At 66.0% G+C, this 22037-nt stretch carries 20 protein-coding genes, 1 tRNA gene and 1 pseudogene; 7 read left to right on the top strand and 15 right to left on the bottom strand.

The window, feature by feature from the left end; translation table 11 throughout:
• Window positions 1–31: 31 nt before the first annotated feature.
• The 8 genes from MXC99_RS10755 to MXC99_RS10720 all read right to left on the bottom strand — a co-directional run bounded on the left by MXC99_RS10755 (window position 32) and on the right by MXC99_RS10720 (window position 6678).
• On the bottom strand, window positions 32–331 hold the full coding sequence (locus tag MXC99_RS10755) for a hypothetical protein (RefSeq protein WP_247725450.1): 300 nt from the start codon (window positions 329–331) through the stop codon (window positions 32–34).
• A 1430-nt stretch (window positions 332–1761) separates the two neighbouring features.
• Window positions 1762–2790, bottom strand: a complete 1029-nt coding sequence (locus MXC99_RS10750) for a zonular occludens toxin domain-containing protein (protein ID WP_247725449.1) — start codon at window positions 2788–2790, stop codon at window positions 1762–1764.
• Window positions 2787–3083 carry a DUF2523 family protein gene (locus MXC99_RS10745; RefSeq protein ID WP_247725448.1) on the bottom strand — a complete coding sequence of 99 codons (297 nt, stop codon included), beginning with the start codon at window positions 3081–3083 and terminating at the stop codon, window positions 2787–2789. Before MXC99_RS10745 ends, MXC99_RS10750 begins: the two co-directional genes overlap by 4 nt.
• The gene (locus MXC99_RS10740; protein WP_247725447.1) at window positions 3083–4615 is read right to left on the bottom strand and encodes a hypothetical protein; all 1533 of its coding nucleotides are present in this window, start codon (window positions 4613–4615) and stop codon (window positions 3083–3085) included. The genes MXC99_RS10745 and MXC99_RS10740 overlap by 1 nt, the downstream gene beginning before the upstream one ends.
• Before the next feature lie 115 nt (window positions 4616–4730).
• Complete coding sequence (locus MXC99_RS10735) at window positions 4731–4928, bottom strand: major capsid protein (RefSeq protein ID WP_247725446.1); 198 nt, start codon at window positions 4926–4928, stop codon at window positions 4731–4733.
• Entirely contained in the window at window positions 4925–5170 is a 246-nt protein-coding gene (locus MXC99_RS10730; RefSeq protein WP_247725445.1) for a hypothetical protein, read from the bottom strand. Before MXC99_RS10730 ends, MXC99_RS10735 begins: the two co-directional genes overlap by 4 nt.
• A complete protein-coding gene (locus MXC99_RS10725; protein ID WP_247725444.1) occupies window positions 5170–6147 on the bottom strand; it encodes a phage/plasmid replication domain-containing protein in 978 nt (325 codons plus the stop codon). Before MXC99_RS10725 ends, MXC99_RS10730 begins: the two co-directional genes overlap by 1 nt.
• Before the next feature lie 225 nt (window positions 6148–6372).
• A complete protein-coding gene (locus tag MXC99_RS10720; RefSeq protein WP_247725443.1) occupies window positions 6373–6678 on the bottom strand; it encodes a hypothetical protein in 306 nt (101 codons plus the stop codon).
• Between the two features lie 169 nt (window positions 6679–6847).
• Here MXC99_RS10720 and MXC99_RS10715 point away from each other — a divergent pair, with 169 nt between their 5' ends.
• The 3 genes and pseudogenes from MXC99_RS10715 (at window position 6848) to MXC99_RS10710 (ending at window position 7670) form a co-directional block, all read left to right on the top strand.
• Window positions 6848–7042 carry a hypothetical protein gene (locus MXC99_RS10715; protein ID WP_247725442.1) on the top strand — a complete coding sequence of 65 codons (195 nt, stop codon included), beginning with the start codon at window positions 6848–6850 and terminating at the stop codon, window positions 7040–7042.
• Window positions 7043–7162: 120 nt separating this feature from the next.
• Window positions 7163–7327: pseudogene (locus MXC99_RS17060) on the top strand (helix-turn-helix domain-containing protein); the annotation flags it as partial.
• 258 nt (window positions 7328–7585) lie between these two features.
• Window positions 7586–7670, top strand: a tRNA-Leu gene (locus MXC99_RS10710).
• Window positions 7671–7748: 78 nt separating this feature from the next.
• Here MXC99_RS10710 and rfbD read toward each other — a convergent pair.
• The 5 genes from rfbD to MXC99_RS10685 all read right to left on the bottom strand — a co-directional run bounded on the left by rfbD (window position 7749) and on the right by MXC99_RS10685 (window position 14340).
• On the bottom strand, window positions 7749–8669 hold the full coding sequence (gene rfbD, locus MXC99_RS10705) for a dTDP-4-dehydrorhamnose reductase (RefSeq protein WP_247725441.1): 921 nt from the start codon (window positions 8667–8669) through the stop codon (window positions 7749–7751).
• Window positions 8666–9736 (bottom strand): dTDP-glucose 4,6-dehydratase, encoded by a 1071-nt coding sequence (gene rfbB, locus MXC99_RS10700; protein ID WP_247725440.1) that lies wholly within the window; start codon window positions 9734–9736, stop codon window positions 8666–8668. Before rfbB ends, rfbD begins: the two co-directional genes overlap by 4 nt.
• Before the next feature lie 113 nt (window positions 9737–9849).
• Window positions 9850–11055 (bottom strand): lipocalin-like domain-containing protein, encoded by a 1206-nt coding sequence (locus MXC99_RS10695; protein ID WP_432654247.1) that lies wholly within the window; start codon window positions 11053–11055, stop codon window positions 9850–9852.
• A gap of 58 nt (window positions 11056–11113) precedes the next feature.
• Complete coding sequence (locus tag MXC99_RS10690) at window positions 11114–13660, bottom strand: FtsX-like permease family protein (RefSeq protein ID WP_247725439.1); 2547 nt, start codon at window positions 13658–13660, stop codon at window positions 11114–11116.
• Window positions 13657–14340: an ABC transporter ATP-binding protein gene (locus MXC99_RS10685; RefSeq protein WP_247725438.1), complete on the bottom strand. Its 684-nt coding sequence runs from the start codon at window positions 14338–14340 to the stop codon at window positions 13657–13659. Before MXC99_RS10685 ends, MXC99_RS10690 begins: the two co-directional genes overlap by 4 nt.
• A 254-nt stretch (window positions 14341–14594) precedes the next feature.
• On the opposite strand from MXC99_RS10685, the gene hpnC reads away from it, so the two are divergent.
• From hpnC to hpnE, 3 genes are all read left to right on the top strand, one after another.
• Window positions 14595–15470: a squalene synthase HpnC gene (gene hpnC / locus MXC99_RS10680; protein ID WP_247725545.1), complete on the top strand. Its 876-nt coding sequence runs from the start codon at window positions 14595–14597 to the stop codon at window positions 15468–15470.
• The gene (gene hpnD, locus MXC99_RS10675) at window positions 15467–16300 is read left to right on the top strand and encodes a presqualene diphosphate synthase HpnD (RefSeq protein ID WP_247725437.1); all 834 of its coding nucleotides are present in this window, start codon (window positions 15467–15469) and stop codon (window positions 16298–16300) included. Before hpnC ends, hpnD begins: the two co-directional genes overlap by 4 nt.
• A 91-nt stretch (window positions 16301–16391) precedes the next feature.
• Entirely contained in the window at window positions 16392–17720 is a 1329-nt protein-coding gene (gene hpnE / locus MXC99_RS10670; protein WP_247725436.1) for a hydroxysqualene dehydroxylase HpnE, read from the top strand.
• Window positions 17721–17846: 126 nt separating this feature from the next.
• Here the strand turns inward: hpnE and MXC99_RS10665 are convergent, their stop codons facing one another.
• Entirely contained in the window at window positions 17847–18302 is a 456-nt protein-coding gene (locus MXC99_RS10665) for a type II toxin-antitoxin system YhaV family toxin (RefSeq protein ID WP_247725435.1), read from the bottom strand.
• The gene (locus MXC99_RS10660; protein ID WP_247725434.1) at window positions 18302–18619 is read right to left on the bottom strand and encodes a type II toxin-antitoxin system PrlF family antitoxin; all 318 of its coding nucleotides are present in this window, start codon (window positions 18617–18619) and stop codon (window positions 18302–18304) included. The genes MXC99_RS10665 and MXC99_RS10660 overlap by 1 nt, the downstream gene beginning before the upstream one ends.
• A 243-nt stretch (window positions 18620–18862) precedes the next feature.
• Here MXC99_RS10660 and MXC99_RS10655 point away from each other — a divergent pair, with 243 nt between their 5' ends.
• The gene (locus MXC99_RS10655; RefSeq protein ID WP_247725433.1) at window positions 18863–21925 is read left to right on the top strand and encodes an ankyrin repeat domain-containing protein; all 3063 of its coding nucleotides are present in this window, start codon (window positions 18863–18865) and stop codon (window positions 21923–21925) included.
• Window positions 21926–22037 lie beyond the last annotated feature (112 nt).

Genomic DNA, 22037 nt, shown 5'->3' with positions numbered 1-22037 from the left:
ACAAGGCAAAAGAGCCGCGTTCTTGTGACTGTCACGCATCCCGGTTTGCCTTCGCCCGCTTGACGAGCTCGTCTGCTAGCTCTCGCGCGTCGACCGCCCAGCCCTTCGATACTGCGTACTGTAGGTTTTCAATCAACGCGGTGACGCTCATGTCCTGCGGCGCTTTCTTTCCCGTCTCGTCCTCGATGGCCATAAAAGCGTGACGGTCACGTTCTCGCTGTGCCCGCTTGCGCTCGGCGGCGCTCATCGCCTGACCGGTTGTCGGCCTGCCTCGGCGCTTCGGCTCGCCCAGCATGTTCGGCGTCTTGCTGTCCTCGATCTGCTTTGCCATCACTGCACCTCATCCGGTCGGGCCTGCTTGAACCATTCCCATGCATCTGCCGGGCAGGCGCTGTTCGCCAGTTCCAGCCAGTAAAGCCGATCCGACTCCGAGAGGTTGCACCGCACAAGCCGAAGGGGTTTCTCAGGAAGCCGGGCGCGAGGTCGGGCGATTCGGCAAGGGGGTTGCAGAAACTATCCTCACCTTGCAGCCGGAGTGGGAAACCGTCCAGCCCAGGGGCAAGGAAGAGTGCTTGCGCGAGTCGGGCGGCGTCCTCGACAACCGCTATATGAGGTGCCGGAACGGTCGCCAGGAATGGGTACGCTATGACGCTGACGGTCGACGGAAGGTCCTGCAGGAACGGGCCATTCCACACTGACCACTTGCAGACCATGTGAAACTCAGATGGCACCGTCCGATCTCGCAGCAGCGCGGCACTGCCGATCGGCGCGCATCACGTCATAGCTGCCAAACAGCTGCCGTTCTGTTCTTGAAGCGTGATCTTCCCGGACTGGTCTGAAAACCTGCGGCATCTCTACTGGCGGTTGCGCGCTGCTCGGCCTGCATCGCGCCCGACTGTGCGCACGTGGCAGCGGCGCATCCAGAAAGAAAAAACCCGCCTGATCGCGGCGGGTGTCTGTCCTTTCCAGCTACATGCGGTGTGCCGGGCGCTCAGGCGGCCACGGTGCGAAGTCGCCTTCGAGCGAATGCGGCGGGTAGTGCAGCGTGCGCCAAGTGAAGCAACCGTCGAAGGCGCGAACTTAACATAATGCACATTATCACGGTTTTTGGGGCCGCATTCGACGCGCCCTAGCGGCAGCGCTCAAGGTACTTGCGGGCACGCTTGGCCGCTGGGCTGTGCTCCGGCCGGCGTAGCAAAACGCACACCGCGTGCAGCTCCCACACCTCGACGCCTGCTTCCCGCAGGCGTTTTTTTTCGGCGGTGATCCGCCGCCGCCAAGTGCGCGGACACGGACGGCTGCACGGCCGCGCCATCCGGTAGAACCAAAACAACCGCCGCAGCTCCGCCGCCCACTCTGGAAACATGAACCCCCTCGAGCACTCACACGCCCCACGCCGGCCCGTTGAACGGGCCGGAGGGCGATGATACCCGCCGAGAGGCTCCACACCCTTGACGCGTGCCCGATCGGGCGCTGTGCGGCTTCGCAGAGGGCCCGATGCTGGCCCGGAAAAGCGACCGGACCAGCCCCGACTAAATCACGCCGCCGTCGTCCCGCAAAAAACGCGGGCCACCGCCGCCGCTCAAGTCGGCCCTACCGGGTCGGGCTGTACCTGCTGCACGGCCCGGTCGGTCTGCAGAAAGGCGGTGTGCTGGGCTCTGTTCGGGTTGTCACGCAAACCGGGATGCGTGACAGTCACAAGAACGCGGCTCTCGACTGGCGCGCTAGCGATCCGATGGCGTTCGTAAAAGCGACCGCCCCTCAGCCTGGGCGTGACATGGATGCAGGGCGTAGCGGTGTCGGCTGCGCCGCCCCCGCTGTGCCCTGCCCCTGTTCGGGCCGAGCGTTCCAGGCGACAAAGTAGCCGGTTCCGACAATCTGACGGCAAAGCGCTTCAGGCGTATCGAGCCGCGTACCTTGTTGGCTGTAGCAGATGCACTTGGTAGCGCTGGCGATGCAGGCCGCAGGGTAAGGCGCTGTCACGACTTGCGTAACCTGGTCATAGACCGGAGCGGTGTGCGGCAGGCCGACAATGCGCGGCTGCTGATCGCGTAACCATTCCTGAAGGGTTTTCGGCTCGACCCCTGGACGCGATCTAGTCGCCTCGGAATGGATCGGGAGCTTGCCAGTGACCGACTCGGGGGCTTCGGCCTTGCTCGCTTCCCCTCTGCCGGAATACCAATACGACATGTACCAGAAAACAGCACCGAGCCCCAACGGGACAAGCAACAACCAGAGCATGCGCAATGGAATCTTGCGCTGATGCGTGTGAACGGTAGCGCTCTTGTACGCATTGAACAGCTCTTTCGGGTAAGCCACCGTTTTTTGTATCGAGTTCGTACGCGACTTGTCGCATTGCTCCTTGACCTGCTGCCATGTATGCACAGTCGCCATGCCTGAACCAAAGGCACGCACGATGTGCGAATGCTCACCCGCAAGACGCCGGATGTTGGAGTCAAGCAACATCGGGTGTTGGGTGATCAGGTAAATATCAAGCCCTTGGTGCCGGTGCGTCTCGAATCGCGCGACGTATTCAGGTACTAGCGCCCCGTTGCCGCGTGGACGGTAAAGCGTCTGGCACTCGTCGTGCACGATGATGGCCCCGTCCGGGCAGTCGAACCATTTTTTCGGGTCCTCAAGGACTTGCCAGCCGGGGAATTCTTCCGGCTTGAGGATCTCGATTCCCGCATAAAAGACGGGCCGGTTTTCGGTCTTTGCGCGCTCGCGCACCGCGTGCAGGGTCAGCAGAGTTTTCCCGGCTCCGGGCTGGCCGGTATGTAAGTAAATCATGGCGTCACCCGAGAAACAAACATGGTTTTTGCCATCACAAGGCTATAGCGCGTCATCGTCGCCGCGCTGATCACCGAGATTGCATCGGGAATACGAGTGGCTCGAACAATCGTATACACGACGCTATCCATTGAATTGAGATTGGAAAAAACGGTATCGATGATTGCATCAAGCGTTAAATCCAAACCCACGACGAGCGCCATCTGCAAACCCAAGGCAAGCAGGACCTTGCCTACAAAAAACTTCATAGCCCAGCCGAGGGCCGTGATAATTGCAGCTGCTAGTGCTGGCATCAGAACGCCTCCCGGATGATCTTGTACGCTTGCAGCCATGCAATAACCATGACTGCATAGCCCAAGAATTCAAGAATCGGATTGAGCTGACTAAACGGCAGCACAATGGTCTGCCCTCTGACTGAAAAACTCTGATCCGAAAGACCAGCGCCGCCGCCCGACATGGAAACCTGAAGTTCATTGACGTTGATTTCAAGACGGTCAAGCCCCTCTCCCGGACCTGTTCCGTCGTAATTGATCATGTCCTGGAAAGCATCCTTAACGTCGTCAGTTACAGACAATGCGCATTGCGTTTTGAAGGTGGACGCAGCTATCGCGCACTGCAGGGCGTCGCCTTCGCACTTGATTTCACCCTGACAATCACCATCGAAAAGACCGGGCTGTTCGCCACAAATGGAACTCGTAGGATTGTCCTCGCAGAAGCCCTCAAGACCCTGTTCGACAGACTGAGAGCTGGTCCCGGACGAAATTGTGTTCCCAGCCTGATCCTTCGTCGTCGTTTCGGTGTTGGTTGTTTTCGTGACCGTCCCATCATCGTTCACTTTCGTCGTCGTCGTTTTATTCGTCGTCGTCGTCGTGCCGTCCGGGTTCGTTGTCGTCTGCTGCGCCTGATCCACGTTATCAATCGGCGGCGGTGACTTGACGCATGAGCTGATCCCGTTGACGGAGACAGTCTGAAAACCCGTTTTGCAGGGTTCCGGATCGGGCTCGGGTTCGGGTGGTGGCGGTTCGGGTTCGGGTGCGGGCGGTTCGAAGCCTTCGCCCTGGCCGTAGTTGTCGCAGTGCTGACCGGTCCCCGCCATCGAACAACGGTAAGTAGCTGGGCTGTTTGCATCGGCGGAAATGTCAAGAGAAAGGCTGCAGTTAGAACCGCCGACGACAGATTCGCGGTTATACCAGCAGCCCATCATGCAAACGCCGCTTGTCGTGTTCGTAGTCGTGAAAATGGAAATCTTGCCGATAGTCTGATCGCAATAGCTCACGCATGATCCGCCATCGCCGGGAACATACGAGGCACCGCCTGTCGGCGTTTCATAACCTCGATTGCAGTAGCACAAATTATTGTTGAAGTAAGAATTCGGCCCGCATTCAGGGGGCGGAGGAGGTTCCTCACATTGTCCGGTTATAACGTTTCTTGTATAACCATTTTCTAAATCGCAAACTTCAGTTAAAGAATAAACAACATCGACATATGAGCTAAACGCATTATTAGAAGTCGCATAACTGAATCTAATATTTGTGGTACTTTGCATTACCTTAGTTACGGGATAAGTAGCTCCACCACATGTAAAAGCAGACACAGAACCGCTCAATAAAGCTAACAACTCCGTCATTGTAGGAGCCCAATAGCCTATGAATGGTTCATGTATGGACTTTAATTGTGCATTGCAAGTGCTGTTAAAGTTCCCTTGCGAAGTAATAGGGCCAACTAAAGTAACACCCTCCGCACTGGCCAGCATCGGCACCGCCGCAATCAGCACCCCGACCGCAAACCACAGCGCCGAGCGGATCAATCGTTGAAGATCAGCCATGCCGCCCCCAGGATAGCTACCAGCACCCACACGCCCATGATTTTCCCCTTAGGGTGACAGTCACATAAAAAGGGCGAGCCGAAGCCCGCCCCCGGCAGTCAATCGTTGAACTCGATCACAGAACGCTACGAATCCACTTGAAGACCTTGATGCCGACCATCACCAACAGCACAGCCGCACCGATCGAAGCAACCGGAGCAGCCGCGCCCCCGATTTCAGTAACAACGGCGCTGACATCCGGTGCAGCAGCGAAGGAGGCCGAGGACAGGAAAGCCAGACCGAGGCCAGTACCGAGGGATTGAAGCTTTTTCATGTCGTTTTCTCCTCAGAATCGACAGTTGAGAGCGCCCGCACGATCATGCGGAACGAGAACGCAACAGCCCAAACCAGCAGAATCGCTGCACCGATTTGGGACCCTTGCTCTGGAGTCAGTGCCCACGGCGTATTGATCACGCTGTCGGCGCTGACAATGACCATCCCGCAGGCGGAAACGTCGGCGGGTTGCGGGGTTACGGCATAGACGGCACCGTCGACGCCGATTTCAACGCACAACATCAGGCGGCCTCGGCTGGCACGATCAAATTGGGCAGCGGGGAAACTTCCACCACCTGAACGTGCCGCGTCAGCGCCAAGACGTTGCACGGCGTGCCAACGTCGATGCCGTACTCGAGAAGCTGTTTTCGAACCTTGTAGTACTGCGAAGTCGACAAGTCGGAACGAATGTCCCGCCCTTCGCGCCAGCACGTGGCCCAATGCTGCAGACGGGCCGGGAGCTCGTCCCAGCGCTGCACGCTCAACTGTTCGCGGAACACCTGCTCGGCGAACTTGACGTAAATCACCTTTCCCATGTCCTCACCTCCTGACCATCCCTTCACCTTGTCCAAGCCTTCGCGCTTGAGAAATTCGGAACCTAGTTGCACCTCGAAACGGGCCGTTGTGGCCCCTCCTCCGCTGCGCCGCTTGCCCTGCTGCTCGGCGTCCTTGTCGTAGAGCTTCGCTTTCACCCAGTTGGAGCGCTTCGCGTCATAGCCCCAGGTCGGGCCGTACTTACCCAACTGGGGAAGCTTCTGACCGAGACGCCGAACCATGAGCCCCTGTGCCAGAGATCCATAGTTCGAAGTCCAGTGATTCCCGGCGAGGTCAACGCGGGTAATGTGCGTGCCCCACTCCGCGACCGTGCCTTCACGCCAGCGAGTACCGAAGCCGTGCAGGTCGAAGCCCAGGTCAGACAGCACCTTCGCCCAGCGCTCGATGCACTCCATGACGGTGAAGCCCTGCATGTTGTCGCCGCGCTGGAAACGACCGATGTTGGCCGAGGCATACAGGCGCTTCCCGTCGCACTTCACCCGGATCGAGGTATCCGACGACGGGCAGCGGATCGACTCCCACGAAGCCGACTCCCATTCGAGCTCGCCGTCAGCGGAAACCTTGAGCACCTTGCCCCCGTTGCGGGGCTCGGCGGGGCGCTCGACCGGGTAGTCATGGCGGATCGTGAGCCAGTCGCAGCAGGGAGCGAGGAAGTCAAAATTCATCGCTTTTTTCTCATCTAGGAGAATTAGTTGCAGTGGTACTAGCACTGCAACTCGGAAAACCACCCCGACCCGGCACCGCCACGACCCGCGAACACGCCGGGCACATCAAGTCAAACTGACCCTCAGGCACATCGACGCACCAGTGCGGGATAACCGTGACAGACACGAAAAAGGCAGGGGCCAGCGCCCTTGCCTGTTCCGGTACCGCCTCCGGGTGGCCGTACATCACGCGGCCTGCGCTGCCCGAACCTGCGGAGCGAACCCGACGCACACCGACTTGACGCCGCGGCGGTCGGGCACTTGCTCCAAGGCCAGATCGAGCATGGCCGGGAACTTCACATCGTTGAACTTGTGCAGGGCGTCAATCGAGAGGTCGATTTCCCCCTGTGTGAAGCCGAAACCCTGACTCGTGAACTTCTCGCCGCTCGTCACCTCGACGGGCCGCAGGAACATCACCCGGGCGAAGTCGAAGGGGCTACCCGTTTTGCTCACCCCCTTCAGACGCTGAACACCGATCGCATTTACTCGCATGACAAACCCCTTACTTGGAAACGTAAAATCAGGCGCTTCAGAGCGCCTGCCCAACCACCCAAGCCACGCCGGTGCAAAAACCTACAAACCAGCACAGCCAAGGGAAAACCGCGTCCATGAACATGTGCACGAACGGAAACCGCTCAGGCCATAAGCGGAAGAAATCGCTATGAAGGAACTCGAAACGGTGATCGGAGCGCTTCAGCAAATCTCCGTCGGATTCGTCGTGGCGGCTGCTATCACGTCCCTGCTGTACATCGCCCAGCGAAGACGGAAAGTGCCCAGAGACGAAGCAAGGCTGAACGGCCAAATCACGTTCAGTGTCATCACCTGCGTATGGATCGCAGCAGTCTTGCTTTGGTGAGATCACGACAAGCACCTTGATAAACCTAGTCATGGCGACTAGTCGGAGCGAAACTAATCGAAGCGACTAGTACTTGTCAAGAGGACAAGACGAAGTAAGATTCAGGGCAGGAGGTGCCCCATGGACACAAAAGAGAAGTGCGCCGAGGTGATGCGCGTAAGAGGCTGGACCCAACGCCAGCTAGCGCAAGAGCTTGGAATTCAAGAACAGAACATGACTCACGTCATGAAGGGGCGGAGAGAGCTGCCAACCGCAGCGCTGATCCGCCTAGAACGCCTGCGGGGAACGGATGATCACTCGATCATCGAGCAGCTTCTTAAGACAGCGGCATGCATTGCACTTGCCATTGTCCTTATCTTCTGGACCGGCGAGAAAAATACCGTAATGGCATCAACCGCTTACGTCGAGCAGACGCAACCCGATGCACATTATCACGCTTTACCTGACCCATCTGCCGCGCCCTCGTGGCGGCACTGCGAGCTGCCGACAACCGGAACGCAGGTGCTGTGTATAATGCGCTCCGCTTTTGCATCGGCCAGCTACGCGGGGATGGCGGAATTGGTAGACGCACTGGATTTAGGTTCCAGCGCCGCAAGGCGTGAGAGTTCGAGTCTCTTTCCCCGCACCACACCCTGGGTGTTCCCTGCCGCAGCTCCTGGACTTCACAGGAACATTCTCCGGCAGGCAGCTCCGATCTCCGTGCCGGTCAGCCCAGCATTTCGCGCAGCATTCTTTCCACCCCTTGCCGCCAGTCCGGCAGGTGCAGGCCGAACGCCGCGCGCAGATGCCGGGTGTCGAGCCGTGAATTGAGCGGGCGGACGGCGGCGACCGGGTAATCGGCGCTGGCGATCGGTGCGATTTCTTCCACTTTCAGCACGGCGCCGAGACGGCGTGCCTGCTCGATGACGAAGCCGGCGTAGCCGTGCCAGCTGGTCTCGCCGCCGGCGGCGAGGTGGTAGGTGCCGGTGAGCGCGGGGTCGCGCAGCGTGGCGCGGATCGCATGCGCGCTGACGTCGGCGATCAGTTCGGCGCCGGTGGGGGCGCCGATCTGGTCGGCGATCACGGTCAGGCGTTCGCGCTCGGCGGCCAGGCGCAGCATGGTGCGGGCGAAGTTGCCGCCGCGCGCAGCATGGACCCAGGAAGTGCGGAAGATCAGGTGGCGGCAGCCGTTGGCGCGGACCGCCTCCTCGCCCTCGAGCTTGGTCCGGCCATAGACCGACAGCGGGGCGGTGGGCGACTCTTCCTGCCAGGGGTGCTCGCCGCTGCCGTCGAACACGTAGTCGGTCGAGTAATGGACCAGCAGCGCATCGTTGCGCGCCGCCGCCCGGGCGAGCACGTCGACCGCGGCGGCGTTGATCGTGTATGCGAGCGCCGGTTCGGCTTCGGCCTTGTCGACCGCGGTGTAGGCCGCAGCGTTGACGATGACATCGGGCGCGAAGCGGTCCACGGTGGTGGCGAGCCCGTCGAGATCGGTGAGATCGCCGCACAGCCGAGCGCCCTCACCCGGCCTCATCCCCTCCTCCACGGCCCCGCGGCGATCGAGCGCGATCAGCTCACCGAGCGGTGCCAGCGCGCGCTGCAGTTCCCAGCCGAGCTGGCCGTTCTTCCCCAGCAGCAGGATCCTCATCGTCCGGCCTCGCGCGCCGCGTAGTTGCGCGCCACCCAGTCGCGGTAGGCGCCGCTTTGCACGTTGGCCACCCAGCGCGGGTTGTCCAGATACCACTGCACGGTCTTGCGGATGCCGGTGGCGAAAGTCTGCGCCGGTTTCCAGCCCAGCTCGTGTTCGATCTTGCGCGCGTCGATGGCGTAGCGGCGGTCGTGTCCGGGGCGGTCGGTGACATGGGTGATCAGGCGCGCATGGCTGCCGGCGGCATCCGGGCGCAGCTCGTCGAGCAGCGCGCACAGGCTGTGGACGATGTCGAGGTTGGTGATCTCGTTCCAGCCGCCGATGTTGTAGGTCTCACCCACCCGGCCGTGCGCAAGTACCGTGCGGATCGCACTGCAGTGGTCGCCGACGTACAGCCAGTCGCGCACGTTGAGGCCGTCGCCGTAGACCGGCAGCGGCTTGCCGGCGAGAGCATTGACGATCATCAGCGGGATCAGCTTTTCCGGAAACTGGAAGGGGCCGTAGTTGTTCGAGCAGTTGGTGGTCAGCACCGGCAGGCCGTAGGTGTGGTGCCAGGCGCGCACGAGGTGGTCGCTCGCGGCCTTGCTCGCCGAATACGGGCTGTTGGGCTCGTAGGTCTTGGTCTCGGTAAACGCCGGGTCGTCGGGGCCGAGCGAGCCGTACACTTCGTCGGTGCTGACGTGCAGGAAACGGAAGGCTTCGCGCTCGCCTTGGGGCAAGGCCGACCAGTAGGCGCGGGCGGCTTCGAGGAGGGTGAACGTGCCTTCGACGTTGGTGCGGACGAAAGCGCCCGGGCCGTGGATCGAGCGGTCGACGTGGCTTTCGGCGGCGAAGTGCACGATCGCGCGCGGACGGTGCGCGGCGAGCAGGCGTTCGAGCAGCGCGCGGTCACAGATGTCGCCGTGGACGAAGCGATGCGCCGGATTGCCGTCCACGCTCGCCAGGGTCTCGAGGTTGCCGGCATAGGTCAGGGCGTCGAGGTTGAGCACCGGCTCGCCGCCGCCGGCGAGCCAGTCGAGCACGAAATTTGCACCGATGAAGCCGGCGCCGCCGGTCACGAGGATCACGATCTTGCTCCTGCCCTGATGGGAAAGGGCCGGATTATCGCACCGCGAATGCGCAGCGTCATGAACGCAGGGCGAGAAAAGCGGCGCGGCGCGAGCGGCAGCGGGGGCCGGCGCTACATCCCCAGGCGCTCGGCGTAGCCGGTCATCTCCAGGTAGCCTTCACCGATCTCCACCTCCCTGCCCTGCGCCTCGGCCTGGTACAGGCGCACCGCGCCTTCCCAGTAGATCGCCCCGGTCGACGCCCGGCTGTCGAGTTCCTGGTCGTCCATCAGCGGGCGCAGCAGCAGGCGGCGGCCGTCGTCCAGCTCGAGCGCCCACTCGACCGGATACTCGGTTCCGGTGCGGGGCGAGCGCCAGTGCCGCAGCGGCGTGAAGCGCAGTGCGCCGGGGGCGAACGTGCGCCGCTCACCCTCGGCGCCGGTCCGGGTGCCGGCGTGCCACAGCGCGCCGCCGGCATGGTCACGCATCTGGAACGCCATCAGCGAACCGCCATCGTGCAGATTGATCCCGATCCAGTCCCAGCCGCGCGCGCTGGCAGGCAGGATCTCGCTCGACCACTCGTGGTCGAGCCAGGCATGGCCGCTCACCGCGAACGCGGCCCCGTCCAGGCGCAGGCTGCCGCGGACCGCGAGCTGCGGCCGGCTGTAGTAGTAGCTGGCGTTGCGCGGATCGGGCGCCTTCTGGCTGAAGCCGCGCTCGCCGTTTTCCACCGGCGCCTGCGCGGTGGTGAATTCGAGCTCGAAGGCGAAGTCCTCGGCGGTGATCCGGCTGCGATAGACGGTCGGCCGGCCCGGCCCTGCCTGCTGGCCGGGGGGCGGCGCATCCGCAGCATCGCGGCGATCGACGGCGCCGCTTTCCCGCCCATCGGCTGCATCCCCCCCCTGCCCTGTACCGACGGCGTGTAAGAACCAATCGTCGAGCTGCACCCCGGTGTGCCCTTCCCGCGCGTCGACCAGTCCGGAATAGACGCGCGCCGCCCGTTCGGCATGGCGCAGGCGGCCGCTCGCCGGATCGGCGACGGCGGCGTGGGCGAGGATCAGCTGGCGCGGAGCGAAGCGGCTGGGGTTGTCCTCGCCGATGCGGGTGCGCACGCGGAAGAACGTGAGCTGAAAGCCGCGCTCGGTCCCGGCGGCATCGCGCAGCCAGCCAGTGATGTACCACCATTCGGTGCGGTAGTCGGGATGGGCGCCGAAGTCGCGGGGAAAGGACAGCGCATGGCCGCGGACGACGGGCGGATAGGCCGTCTCCGGCGTCGCTTCGGCATGCACCGCACCGGCTGCCGCCAGCCACAGCACGATCCGGAGCACGGCCCGGAGCAATCCCCTCGGTGCTCCGGACGGATTGCGCGACAACCGCTTCGTCACGTTCGCCGCTCCCTCACCAGTCCGCCTTCACCGCCAGCACGGCCGAAAGCCGCATCGCATGGCCCCCGGCAAGGCGGGCGACAAGCGCCGCAAGCCTGATCAGACTCACCGCGAACACGGCCAGCGCAGCCCAGGGCACGGCCAGCTCCATGCTCCAGTGAAAGCTCTGGCGGTTGATGACCTCGATCAACACCCAGGCGATCGCGCCGCCGGCGATGAGGCCGGCGAGCACGCCCAGCGCGGCGGTGAGTGCGCCCTCGGCGGCGATCAGACGGCCGATCTCGGTTCGCGTCAGGCCGAGGTGGCGCAGCATGCCGAACTCGCCCTGGCGGGTGGTGGCAAGCGCGGCGAAGGTGGTGGCGATGCCGAACAGGCCGATCAGCACCGCCACTGCCTCCATCAGATAGGTGATCAGGAAGGTACGGTTGAAGATCCGCAGGCTGAGCGCGCGGATTTCACCCGGCAGCGCAATCGTGAAGTACGCGCTGCCGAACAGGGCGCGCAATGTGCCGGCGACCGCCTGCGGATCGGTGCCGGGGTGGACGCGGAGGGCGGCATCGTTGACCCGGGTATCGCCGGTCAGGGCGATGTAGTCACGAGGGTCGATCAGCGCCGCACCGTGCTGGCGGGCATAGTCGCGCCAGATGCCGGCGACCACGAAACGCTGCAGGCGGCCGCCCAGGGGCAGTTCGAAGGCGTCGCCCGGTTGCAGGCCATGGCGATCGGCTGCCGCTTCCGAAACCCACACTGGCGGCGGCCCGCCGGCCGGCGCATCGAGCGTGCCGGCAACCAGCGGCAGCCCCCAATTGCCGCCTACCGGGCGGGCAAGCACGCTGAACAGCGGCTCGTCCGCGGACAGCCGCAGATTGACCAGGCGGGTGGTGTCGACGCGGGCGACGCCCGGAATCGCTGCGATCCGGGCCAGCGCCTGGGGATCCAGATAGCCGCTGTTGCCCGTGGAAGAGGCGCGCAGGTAGAGGTCGGCGGGCAGCACCTGGGTCAACCACTCGTCCACCGACACCCGGAAGGAGCTGACCATGATCGCCATCGACACCGCCAGGGCGACGCTGGCCACCACCCCGGCGCCCGCCACCACGGCCTGGCCGGGCATGGTGCCGAGGCGGGCATGCGCAAGCCGCCACATTACGCCCTGCCCCCGGCGCAGCAGCGGCAACGCTGCACGGGTCAGGGCCGGCAAGGCCATGATTGCGGCGACCAGCACCAGCGCCACCGCGGCATAGCCGCCCAAGGGGACACCGCCGATCGGCGGCGGCAGGCAGGCCAGCGCAGCCAGCGCCAGCAGCGCTGCGGCACTGCGTGCGCGCACCCGCGCCGGCATCAGCCCGGCACGTTCGCCCTCGCCCGCGCGCAGGGCGTGGGCGGGCGGCACCCGTGCCGCTTCACGCGCCGGCAGCCAGGTTCCGGCCATGCCGGCAAGCACGCCCAGCAGCAGATAGCTCATGCTCAGCGCCGGATCGAAGCGCAGCGCCGGCGTCAGCCCGCTGAAGAAACCCGCCCCGAGGTCTGCGCCGACCAGGCGGAAGGCGAGTGCGGCCAGGGCATGGCCGACGACGACGCCGGCCCCCCCGCCGATCAGCCCGACCGCGGCCCCTTCGGCGAGCAGCCCGAGCACGAGCTGGCGCCGCACCAGGCCGAGGGCACGCAGCAGGGCGAATTCGCGCCGGCGCCGGGCCACCGACAGCAGCTGGGTGGAAAACACCAGAAAGCCGCCGGTCAGCAGCGCGATCGCCGCCAGCATGGTCAGGTTGACCCGGTAGGCACGGGTCAGCGTGCCGGCCTCGCCGGCCGCCGCTTCCGGCCGGCGCAATGCAAGCCCGGGCGGCAGCAGCGGCGCCAGCGCGGCAGTGGCCGCTTGCGGCGTGACCCCGTCGGCCAGCTTCAGATCGATGCGGCTCAGCACGCCGATGCGCTTGAAATGCTGCTGTGCGCCGGCAAGGTCCATGACGCCGAGCACCCCGCTTGCGCCCGGCAGCGAACCGGCCAGGCGCAGCCGCAGCGGATCGAGTCCGGATTGCGCGAGCAGGGTCGCGCCGTCGATCGCAGGCGGCTGGAGCGTGCCGTCCGCGGCCCGCAGCGCCTGCGACAGCTGTGTCCGCGCCTCGTCGGTGATGAACAGCGCATCGGGCTGCAGCGCGGCGAGGCGGTTCCCGGTTTCGCTGGCAAGCGGCAGCAGTACGGGCTGCACCCGGGCGAGGCGGAACAGGTCGATGCCGAGAATGCGCAGGCTGTCGCTGCGCCCCGGCAGCCGAGCCTCGATTTCCAGCGCCGGGCTGGCGGCTGCGATTTCGGGGCGCAGCGCCAGCACCGGGTAGATCGCTTCATCGAAGCCCTCGCGCGGCCCGACCAGCTGCAGGTCGGCCGCGCCCGCGAGCAGGCGCACGCCGCGCCCGAACTCGTCGAGCGCGGCGCCGTGAATCAGCTGCACCGCCAGCCCCAGGGCCACCCCGAGTGCGATCGCGAACAGCGACAGTGCCGTCGCCAGCCGCCGGCGCAGCAGGCTGGCAAGAAAAACATGGCGCAAGCCGGCGCTGGAGATCATGCCGGCTGCACGGCGTCGAGGGCACGCAAGCCGTTCGGCCCCAGTTCCAGCACCCGGTCGGCACGGGCGGCGGCCAGGCGCGAGTGCGTCACCAGCACGCCGGCGGCGCCGCTGTCGCGGATCTGGCCGAGGAGCAGGTCGAGCACCTCGGCCGCCCGCCCGGGGTCGAGGTTGCCGGTGGGTTCGTCGGCCAGCACCAGCTTCGGCCGGTGTACGAGGGCGCGGGCGATCGCCACCCGCTGCAGCTCGCCCCCCGACAGCTGCTGCGGCGCGTCGCCCGCGCGCGCGCCCAGGCCGACGCGCGCAAGTATCGCGCACGCCTGCGCCTCGGCCTGGGCGTCCGGCGCCTGCAGCAGCCACAGCGGCAGGGCGACGTTCTGCATCAGGTTCAGGTGCGGCAGGATGTGGAAGGCCTGGAACACGAAGCCGTAGTGGCTGCGGCGCAGGCGGGTCATCGCATCGTCGTCGAGGCGGTCGATGCGCTGCCCATCGAGCCGGATCTCGCCGCCATCGACCGGCTCCAGGCCGGCGATGCAGTTGAGCAGCGTGGACTTGCCCGAGCCCGACTCGCCGACGATCGCCACGCATTCGCCGTCGGCGACCGCCAGCGACAGGTGCTCGAACAACACCCGCGGTGGCGGGCCGGGGAGCGTTCTGGCGAGTTCGATCAGTTGCAGCATGGCATCCCCGGCGGTCCAGACGGTGAAGCACGCATTGTGTCATTCATGCGGTTCAAATGGTGCCCCCCTGCTGCCGGCAGGGCTGGCATGCGGTTGATCGAACTCCGGGCCAGGAACGGTCTGTACCGGTGCCTCGCGGACGAAAGCGGCCGAATCCGCAACAAAGGAGCTGAAGGGTATACTCCGCGACCTCCTTACCCTTCCCGCAGGCCTGCATCGGCCTGCGATGAACGCCCCCTCTCTTGCTCCCTTCGATGCCGGTCGAGCACTACGAAAACTTTCCCGTCGCTTCCTTTCTGCTGCCGGCGCGCTTACGCGAGCCGGTGGAGGCGATCTACGCCTTCGCGCGCAGCGCCGACGACATCGCCGACGAAGGCGATGCCCCCGGCGTCGCCCGCCTTGCCCGCCTGCAGGACTACCGCCTCGCGCTCGAAGCCTGCGCTCACGGCATCGCGGTAAAGGACGCCGCGCTGGCGCCGATGTTCGAGCGCCTCGGGCACGCGATCCGTACCCACAAGCTGCCGCTGCAGCCCTTTCGCCACCTTCTCGACGCCTTTGCCCAGGATGTCGGCAAAACCCGCTACCGCGACTTCGACGAGCTGCTCGATTACTGCCGGCGTTCCGCCAACCCGGTCGGCCGCCTGATGCTGTGCCTGTACGGCGCGGCCACACCCGACAAGCTGCGCCGCGCCGATGCGGTCTGCACCGCCCTGCAGCTGATCAACTTCTGGCAGGATGTCGCCCTCGATCTCGCCAAGGGGCGGATCTACCTGCCGCAGGACGACATGGCGCGCTTCGGGGTCGACGAAGCAGCGCTCGCCGCGCTGGCCGAGGACGCCCGCCGCTCGCCGCACGCCGGCGTGCACGCGCCGGGCACCACCGGCTGGCGGGCGCTGATGGCCTTCGAAGTGCACCGCGCACGCACGATGATGCTCGACAGCGCCGCGCTCGCGTGCGGACTGCCCGGGCGCATCGGCTGGGAGCTGCGCCTGGTGGTGGTGGGCGGGCTGCGCATTCTCGAACGCATCGAGGCGGTCGATTACGATGTTTTCCGGCGGCGCCCGAAGCTGGGGGCCGGCGACTGGCCGCGGCTGGCCTGGCGTGCCCTCCATTACGGACGACTCACATGAACCCGCACGACTACTGCCAGGACAAGGCCGCCCAGAGCGGCTCCAGCTTCTACTACAGCTTCATGTTCCTGCCCGCCGAACGGCGCCGGGCGATCACCGCCCTGTACGCCTTCTGCCGCGAGGTCGACGACGTCGTCGACGAATGCCACGACCCCGCACTGGCGCAGAGCACGCTCGAGTGGTGGCGGCAGGAAGTCGACCGCATCTACGCCGGCACCCCCACCCATCCGGTCGGCCAGGCGCTGCAGGATGTGCTCGGCCGCTTCCGGCTGCCGCGCGAGCAGCTGCTCGAGATCATCGACGGCATGGCGATGGACCTGGCGCAGACGCGCTATGCCGACTTCAAGGCCCTGCAGCTCTACTGCTACCGGGTGGCGAGCGTGGTCGGCCTGCTCGCGGCGGAAATCTTCGGCTACCAGGACCGCCGGACGCTCAAGTACGCCCACGATCTCGGCATCGCCTTCCAGCTCACCAACATCATCCGCGACGTCGGCGAGGACGCCCGCCGCGGCCGCATCTACCTGCCGGTCGAGGATCTGCAGCGCTTCGGTGTGCCGGCGAAGGATCTCCTCGAGGCCCGCCACTCGGACGCCTTCCGCGAGCTGATGGCATTCCAGGCCGGGCGCGCCGAGCATTTCTACGATCAGGCCTTCGCCCAGCTGCCCAAAATCGACCGCAAGGCCCAGCGCCCCGGGCTGGTGATGGCGGCGATCTACCGCACCCTGCTGCGCGAGATCGCCGCCGACGGCTTCCAGGTGCTCGATCGCCGCACTTCGCTGACGCCGCTGCGCAAGGTGTGGCTGGCCGGCACCACCTGGTTCAAGGGCTGAGGCCGATGCCCCCGCTCACCGCCTCCGACACCAGCCCGCAACATCCGCAGCTGCATCCGGTGCCCAATCGCCCGCGCGCGAAGGGGGACCGTTGAGCGCGCCCGCGGTCGCCGTCATCGGTGCCGGCTACGCCGGGCTGGCGTGCGCCGTGGAACTGGCGCGCGCCGGCGTGCGGGTGACCGTGTTCGAGCGCTCGCACACGCTCGGCGGGCGCGCGCGCGTAGTGCACAAGGACCACCACTGGCGGGTCGACAACGGCCAGCACATCCTGCTCGGCGCCTACTCCGAACTCACCCGCCTGCTGCGCCTGTGCGGGGTGTCGCCGAAGCAGCTCGCCCATCTGCCGCTGACCCTGCACGTACCCGGCCGCCTGCGCCTGCAAGCGGCGGCGCTGCCCGCGCCGCTGCACCTGGCGGTCGGCCTACTGCGCGCACAGGGGCTGAGCTGGACCGACCGGCTGGCGATGCTGCGCCTGATGCACTGGCTCAAGCGCCACGCCTTCCGCGTGCCGCCGGGCATGACCGTCGCCGGCCTGCTGCGCGAAACCCGGCAGACGCCGCTGCTCGATGCGCTGGTGTGGGAGCCCTTGTGCGTGGCGGCGCTGAACACCCCGGTCGCCGAAGCCGATGCCCAGGTCTTCGCCAACGTGCTGCGCGACAGCCTCGCCGCCGGCGCAGCGGCAAGCGAGCTGCTGATTCCGCGCACTGATCTGTCCGAGTTGTTTCCGGTGCCGGCGGCCCGTTACCTCGCTACCCGGCGCGGCCGGCTGCGCACCGGCAACGCGATCGAGGCGATCCAGCCGGCCGAAGGCGGATTCCGCCTCGAAGGCGACCCCGGCGGCCAGCCCTGGTCCCAGGTCGTGCTCGCCACCGCGCCCTACCACGCCGGTGCCCTGCTCGCCTCCACCGGCGCCTGCGACCGACTCGCAGCACGGATCGACGCCCTCCCCCACGAACCGATCGTCTCCGTCTATCTCGCCCTGGGCAAGGGGCAGCGCCTGCCCGAACCGATGATCGGTCTGGTCGGCGGCACCGCAGCCGAACCGGCGCAATGGGCGTTCGACCGCGGCCAGCTCGGCGGCCCCGAAGGACTCATCGCCTGTGTCATCAGCGCCCACGGCGCACACGAGGCGCTGGCGCGCGACGAATTGATCCTCGCCGTCCACGCCCAGCTCGAGCGCCTACTCGGCCGCCGCCTGCCGGCGCCCGAATGGTCGCAAGTCATCGTCGAAAAACGTGCCACCCTCGCCTGCCACCCGGGCATCGTCCGCCCCGCCATCCGCACTCCACTGCCGGGGCTGTGGCTGGCCGGCGACTACATCGACTCGGACTACCCCGCAACGCTGGAGTCGGCGGTGCGCTCGGGCGTCGCCTGCGCTGCCGCCATCCTCGCAAGAAGCCGCAACGGCAGCGGAGTGTGATCACCGGATTCGGTGTTGCGATGAGCAAACCTGGTCAGGGGGAAGCGCCACTTTAACGCCGGCCCGCCCTTCTGCCCGGGCGCAAAGTTGCCTGCGCCCCGGACGGGTCATCGCCAGGCAGAGGAGCTACCTCTGCATCCAATCCTGCTCGCTGGCAGCGATCAACGCGTTCCAGTCGTCGGGTGGATTGCCCCGCCCCAGCATCTTCTCGAAGACCGCATACGGGTCGGACTTGCTACCCGCCGATCGCAGGGTCTGCTCATCGTTCACCCAGGCGTAGACGATCACCTTGGCCTTCGAGTCATAGCGGAAGAACAGACGGAACCGCCGTCCGATCTTCGCGCGCCGCCAGTGCCGGTACGCAGGGCCCAGGGTGTTGCCCTGACGAAACTCGTCGCGCGCGGGATCGCTCGGCACGGCATCGATGATCAACTGGCTCAGCGCGCGGAACAACTTGACGTTGGCGTTGCCGGCGCCCCCTTGTGGGTCATTCCGCTCCGCCCGCTGCGCCGCCGCGTGCAGTTTGCGCAGCTGCCCGACAGCCCCTTCGTGGAACAACAACGTCCAGCCGTGGCGCTCCATCAGAGCGCCACTTCGCCGTCGATCTCTTCATCAAGGTTCACGGCATGGCCGGCATTGGCCAACATGGCGCGGGCGAGATCGTCCGGCAAGGACTGCAGGTGCCTTCCGGCGCGGATGTCGGCTTCCAGCAGCCCAAGGAACGCACCGATTGCCGGGTCTTCATGCGCGCTCTCGGCGCGCGTGACGACGACTTCGCCGCCGCGCAGTTCGAATGCCACCTTGCCGCCGGTATCGACCCCCAGCGCCTGCCGGATCGACTTGGGCAGGGTGATCTGTCCCTTGGACGTAAGCGTGGCGAGTTCGTGGATGCTGGACATGACCAGGCCCCTCTTCTCTATGGTGATACCCTAAAGTAAGGATTATTCCTTACCTTGTCAATCGGCGAACGTTTGGCCACATCCTGATTTAACGCATCGAGCCTGACATGATGTGGATTGGATGGGTGTGAGCTTGTCCCCATTTAATGGACGCCATCAGGGGCACGGCGGCCCAAGGTCCGCCCGTCGAACCGGTATGGGTATCGGCCTATACTTGCGCCTCCCCACGCCCCTCCGACACCGATGAGAATTCTCACCTACACCGGACTCGACACCAGCCGCGTCCGCACCGCCTACGACAAGGTCTGCGCCGCCATCGCCAGGGGTGATTTCCGCGCCGCCCAGGTGAAGAAGCTGCGACACGGTTCCGCGCACGGCGCCTACTACCGCGCGCGCCTGAACGATGCCGACCGCCTGCTGTTCACCCTGCTGCGCCACGGCGATGAAGTCTGCGCCCTGATGCTGGAGGTGATCGCCCACCACGCCTACGACAAGTCGCGCTTCCTGCGTGGCGCCGCGATCGACCTCGACCAGCTCGACGAGGGCGAGGACGCGCTCGCCGAGGCCGAGCTTGCCGCCGTGCGCACGGCACCGCCGATCCGCTACCTGCACCCCGGGCACGGCACCGTCCATCTGCTCGACAAGCCGCTGTCCTTCGACGACGCCCAGGAAGCCGTCTATCGACGCCCGCCGCCGCTCGTCGTGGTCGGCAGCGCGGGCAGCGGCAAGACCGCGCTCACGCTGGAAAAGCTCAAACACGCCGAGGGCGAAGTGCTCTACGTCACGCATTCGGCCTATCTCGCGCAGAGCGCGCGCGACCTCTACTACGCCCACGGCTTCGAGCATCCGGGGCAGGATGCGGTGTTCCTGTCGTACCGCGAGTTCGTCGAATCGATCCACGTCCCGGGCGGGCGCGAGGCCCGCTGGCGCGACTTCGCCGCCTGGTTCGCACGCATGCGGCAGGCCTTTCGCGGCCTCGACGCCCACCAGGTGTTCGAGGAGATCCGCGGCGTCATCGCCGCGGCGGCCACCGGCGTGCTCGGGCGCGACGAGTACCTCGCGCTGGGCGTGCGCCAGTCGATCTTTCCCGCCGGCGAGCGCGGGCAGCTCTACGACCTGTTCGAAAAATACCGTGCCTGGCTCGGCGAGGCCGGCCTCTACGACCTCAACCTCGTCGCCCACGCCAGCCGCACGCTGGCCGCACCGCGCTACGACTTCGTCGTCGTCGACGAGGTCCAGGACCTCACCCCGGCCCAGCTCGCGCTGGTGCTCGCCACGCTCAAGAAGCCGGGCCACTTCCTGCTGTGCGGCGATTCGAACCAGATCGTCCACCCCAACTTCTTCTCCTGGAGCCAGGTCAAGACACTGTTCTGGCGCGACGCCGAGCGCGCCCGCAGCCAGGAGCTTGCGGTCCTCACCGCCAACTTCCGCAACGGCCGCGAGGCGACGCGGGTGGCCAACACCCTGCTCAAGATCAAGCACCGGCGCTTCGGCTCGATCGACCGCGAGAGCAACTTCTTGGTGGACGCGGTCGGCGGCGAGACCGGCGAAGTCGCGCTGGTGGCAGACAAGGACGCCGCGCTGCGCGAGCTCGACCGCAGCAGCCGCCAATCCACCCGCTTCGCCGTGCTGGTCATGCGCGACGAGGACAAGGCCGCCGCGCGCGCGCGCTTCGGCACACCGCTGCTGTTCTCGATCCACGAGGCCAAGGGCCTCGAGTACGAAAACATCGTCCTCTACCGCTTCGTCTCCGACAACCGCCGCGAGTTCGACGACATCGCCGCCGGGGTCGACCTTGCCGACCTGGCCGCCGACACCCTCGAGTACCGCCGCGCCCGCGACAAGGACGACAAGTCGCTGGAGGTCTACAAGTTCTTCGTGAACGCCCTCTACGTGGCGCTGACCCGCGCCACCCGCAACCTCTATCTCGTCGAGTCGGATACCGCGCACCCCCTGTTCGGCCTGCTGGCGCTCGCCAGCGGCGCCGCGACCAAGGTCGATGCGGTCAAGTCGTCGCTGGAAGACTGGCAGAAGGAAGCGCGCAAGCTCGAGCTGCAGGGCAAGCAGGAGCAGGCCGACGCCATCCGCCGCGACATCCTGCGCCAGACGCCGGTGCCCTGGCCGGTGATGGACGAGGCGCGCCTGCGCGAACTGCTGCAGAAGACCTTCGTCGACAAGGCGCCCGGCGGCAAGCACAAGCAGCAGCTCCACGAGTACGCCGTGTGCTTTGAAGAGCCCGAGCTCGCTCTGCATCTGATCAACGACGCCCGCTTCGATGCCGCGGCCAAGTACGCGCAGCAGCTCACCACCCTCGGGCGCAAGAGCTGGGTGGGCTATTTTCAGCGCAACTTCAAGGACATCCTGCGCCAGTGCGACCAGCACGGGGTCGAGCATCGCCTGCCGATGAACCAGACGCCGCTGATGGCGGCGGCCGCCGCCGGCAACGTGGCCCTCGTCGACGCGCTGCTCGAGCGCGGCGCGAGCCTCTCCGCCGCCGACCACTACGGCTGGAACGCGCTCCACTGGGCGCTGCGCGAAGCCTTCCGCGACCCGGCCTACGCCCGCGGCCCCTTCGCTGCCGTGTATGAACGCGTCGCCCCCTCCACTTTCGACGTCAACACCGGCGAGCGCCTGGTGCGCCTCGACCGCCATCATGCCGAATACCTGCTGTTCCACACCCTGTGGACGCTGTTCCGCAGTCGCTTCACCACGATGCTGCGCAAACCCAACAAGGCCGCCTTCGAGACCGCCGACATCCTCGACGCCTGGCAGCACCTGCCCGCCGCGGTGCTGCGTCCCGAGCGCAACAAGCGCGCGCATCTGTCCAGCGTGCTGTCGCGCAACGAGGTCGCGCGCGACTACGCCTACAACCGCAAGCTGTTCCGGCGCATCGCCCAAGGCTGGTACCAGTTCAACCCACAACTGGGGGTGCGTCGCGACACGCGCGAAGAGGACGGCGAAGCCTGGCAGCCGATCTTCGGCGCACTCAACCTGCCCTTGATCGGCGACTTCGTCCGCATGGACGCCTACCGCCCGCTCCAGGCGCTGGCCCAGGCCGCCGGGGTCGCCGTGGCGGAGCTGCCCCTGCTCAAGGCGGGACGTATCCTTCAAGCCCGCGAGGCGCTGCACGCCCAACAGGAGGCCATGCGCCGGCGCGAGGCCGAACACCAGGCTCCCGCCGCGGCCTCGCAACACCCCGCCGCCCCCGCGCCGTGGGGCACGCCCCGGGCCCGGGCGCTGGAGATCGAGCGCATCCGCGCCGAGATCGCCGCACGCCATGCGCCCAAACCGACAGAGAAGAAATAACCCTAGAAACCTCAGTTGGTGAGGTGCAGTTTGCCCGTAATACTGGCAGGCTAAGGGTTTGGCGTTGATCAAGGAAGTCACCCGATGGGTGAGTCGAAATTGAAGCGTTCGG

It is taken from the genome of Thauera aromatica (genome assembly GCF_023093595.1).
Lineage (GTDB): Bacteria > Pseudomonadota > Gammaproteobacteria > Burkholderiales > Rhodocyclaceae > Thauera > Thauera aromatica_A.
Note: the sequence above shows the minus strand (reverse complement) of the source record. Positions and strands in the feature narration are given on the sequence as shown.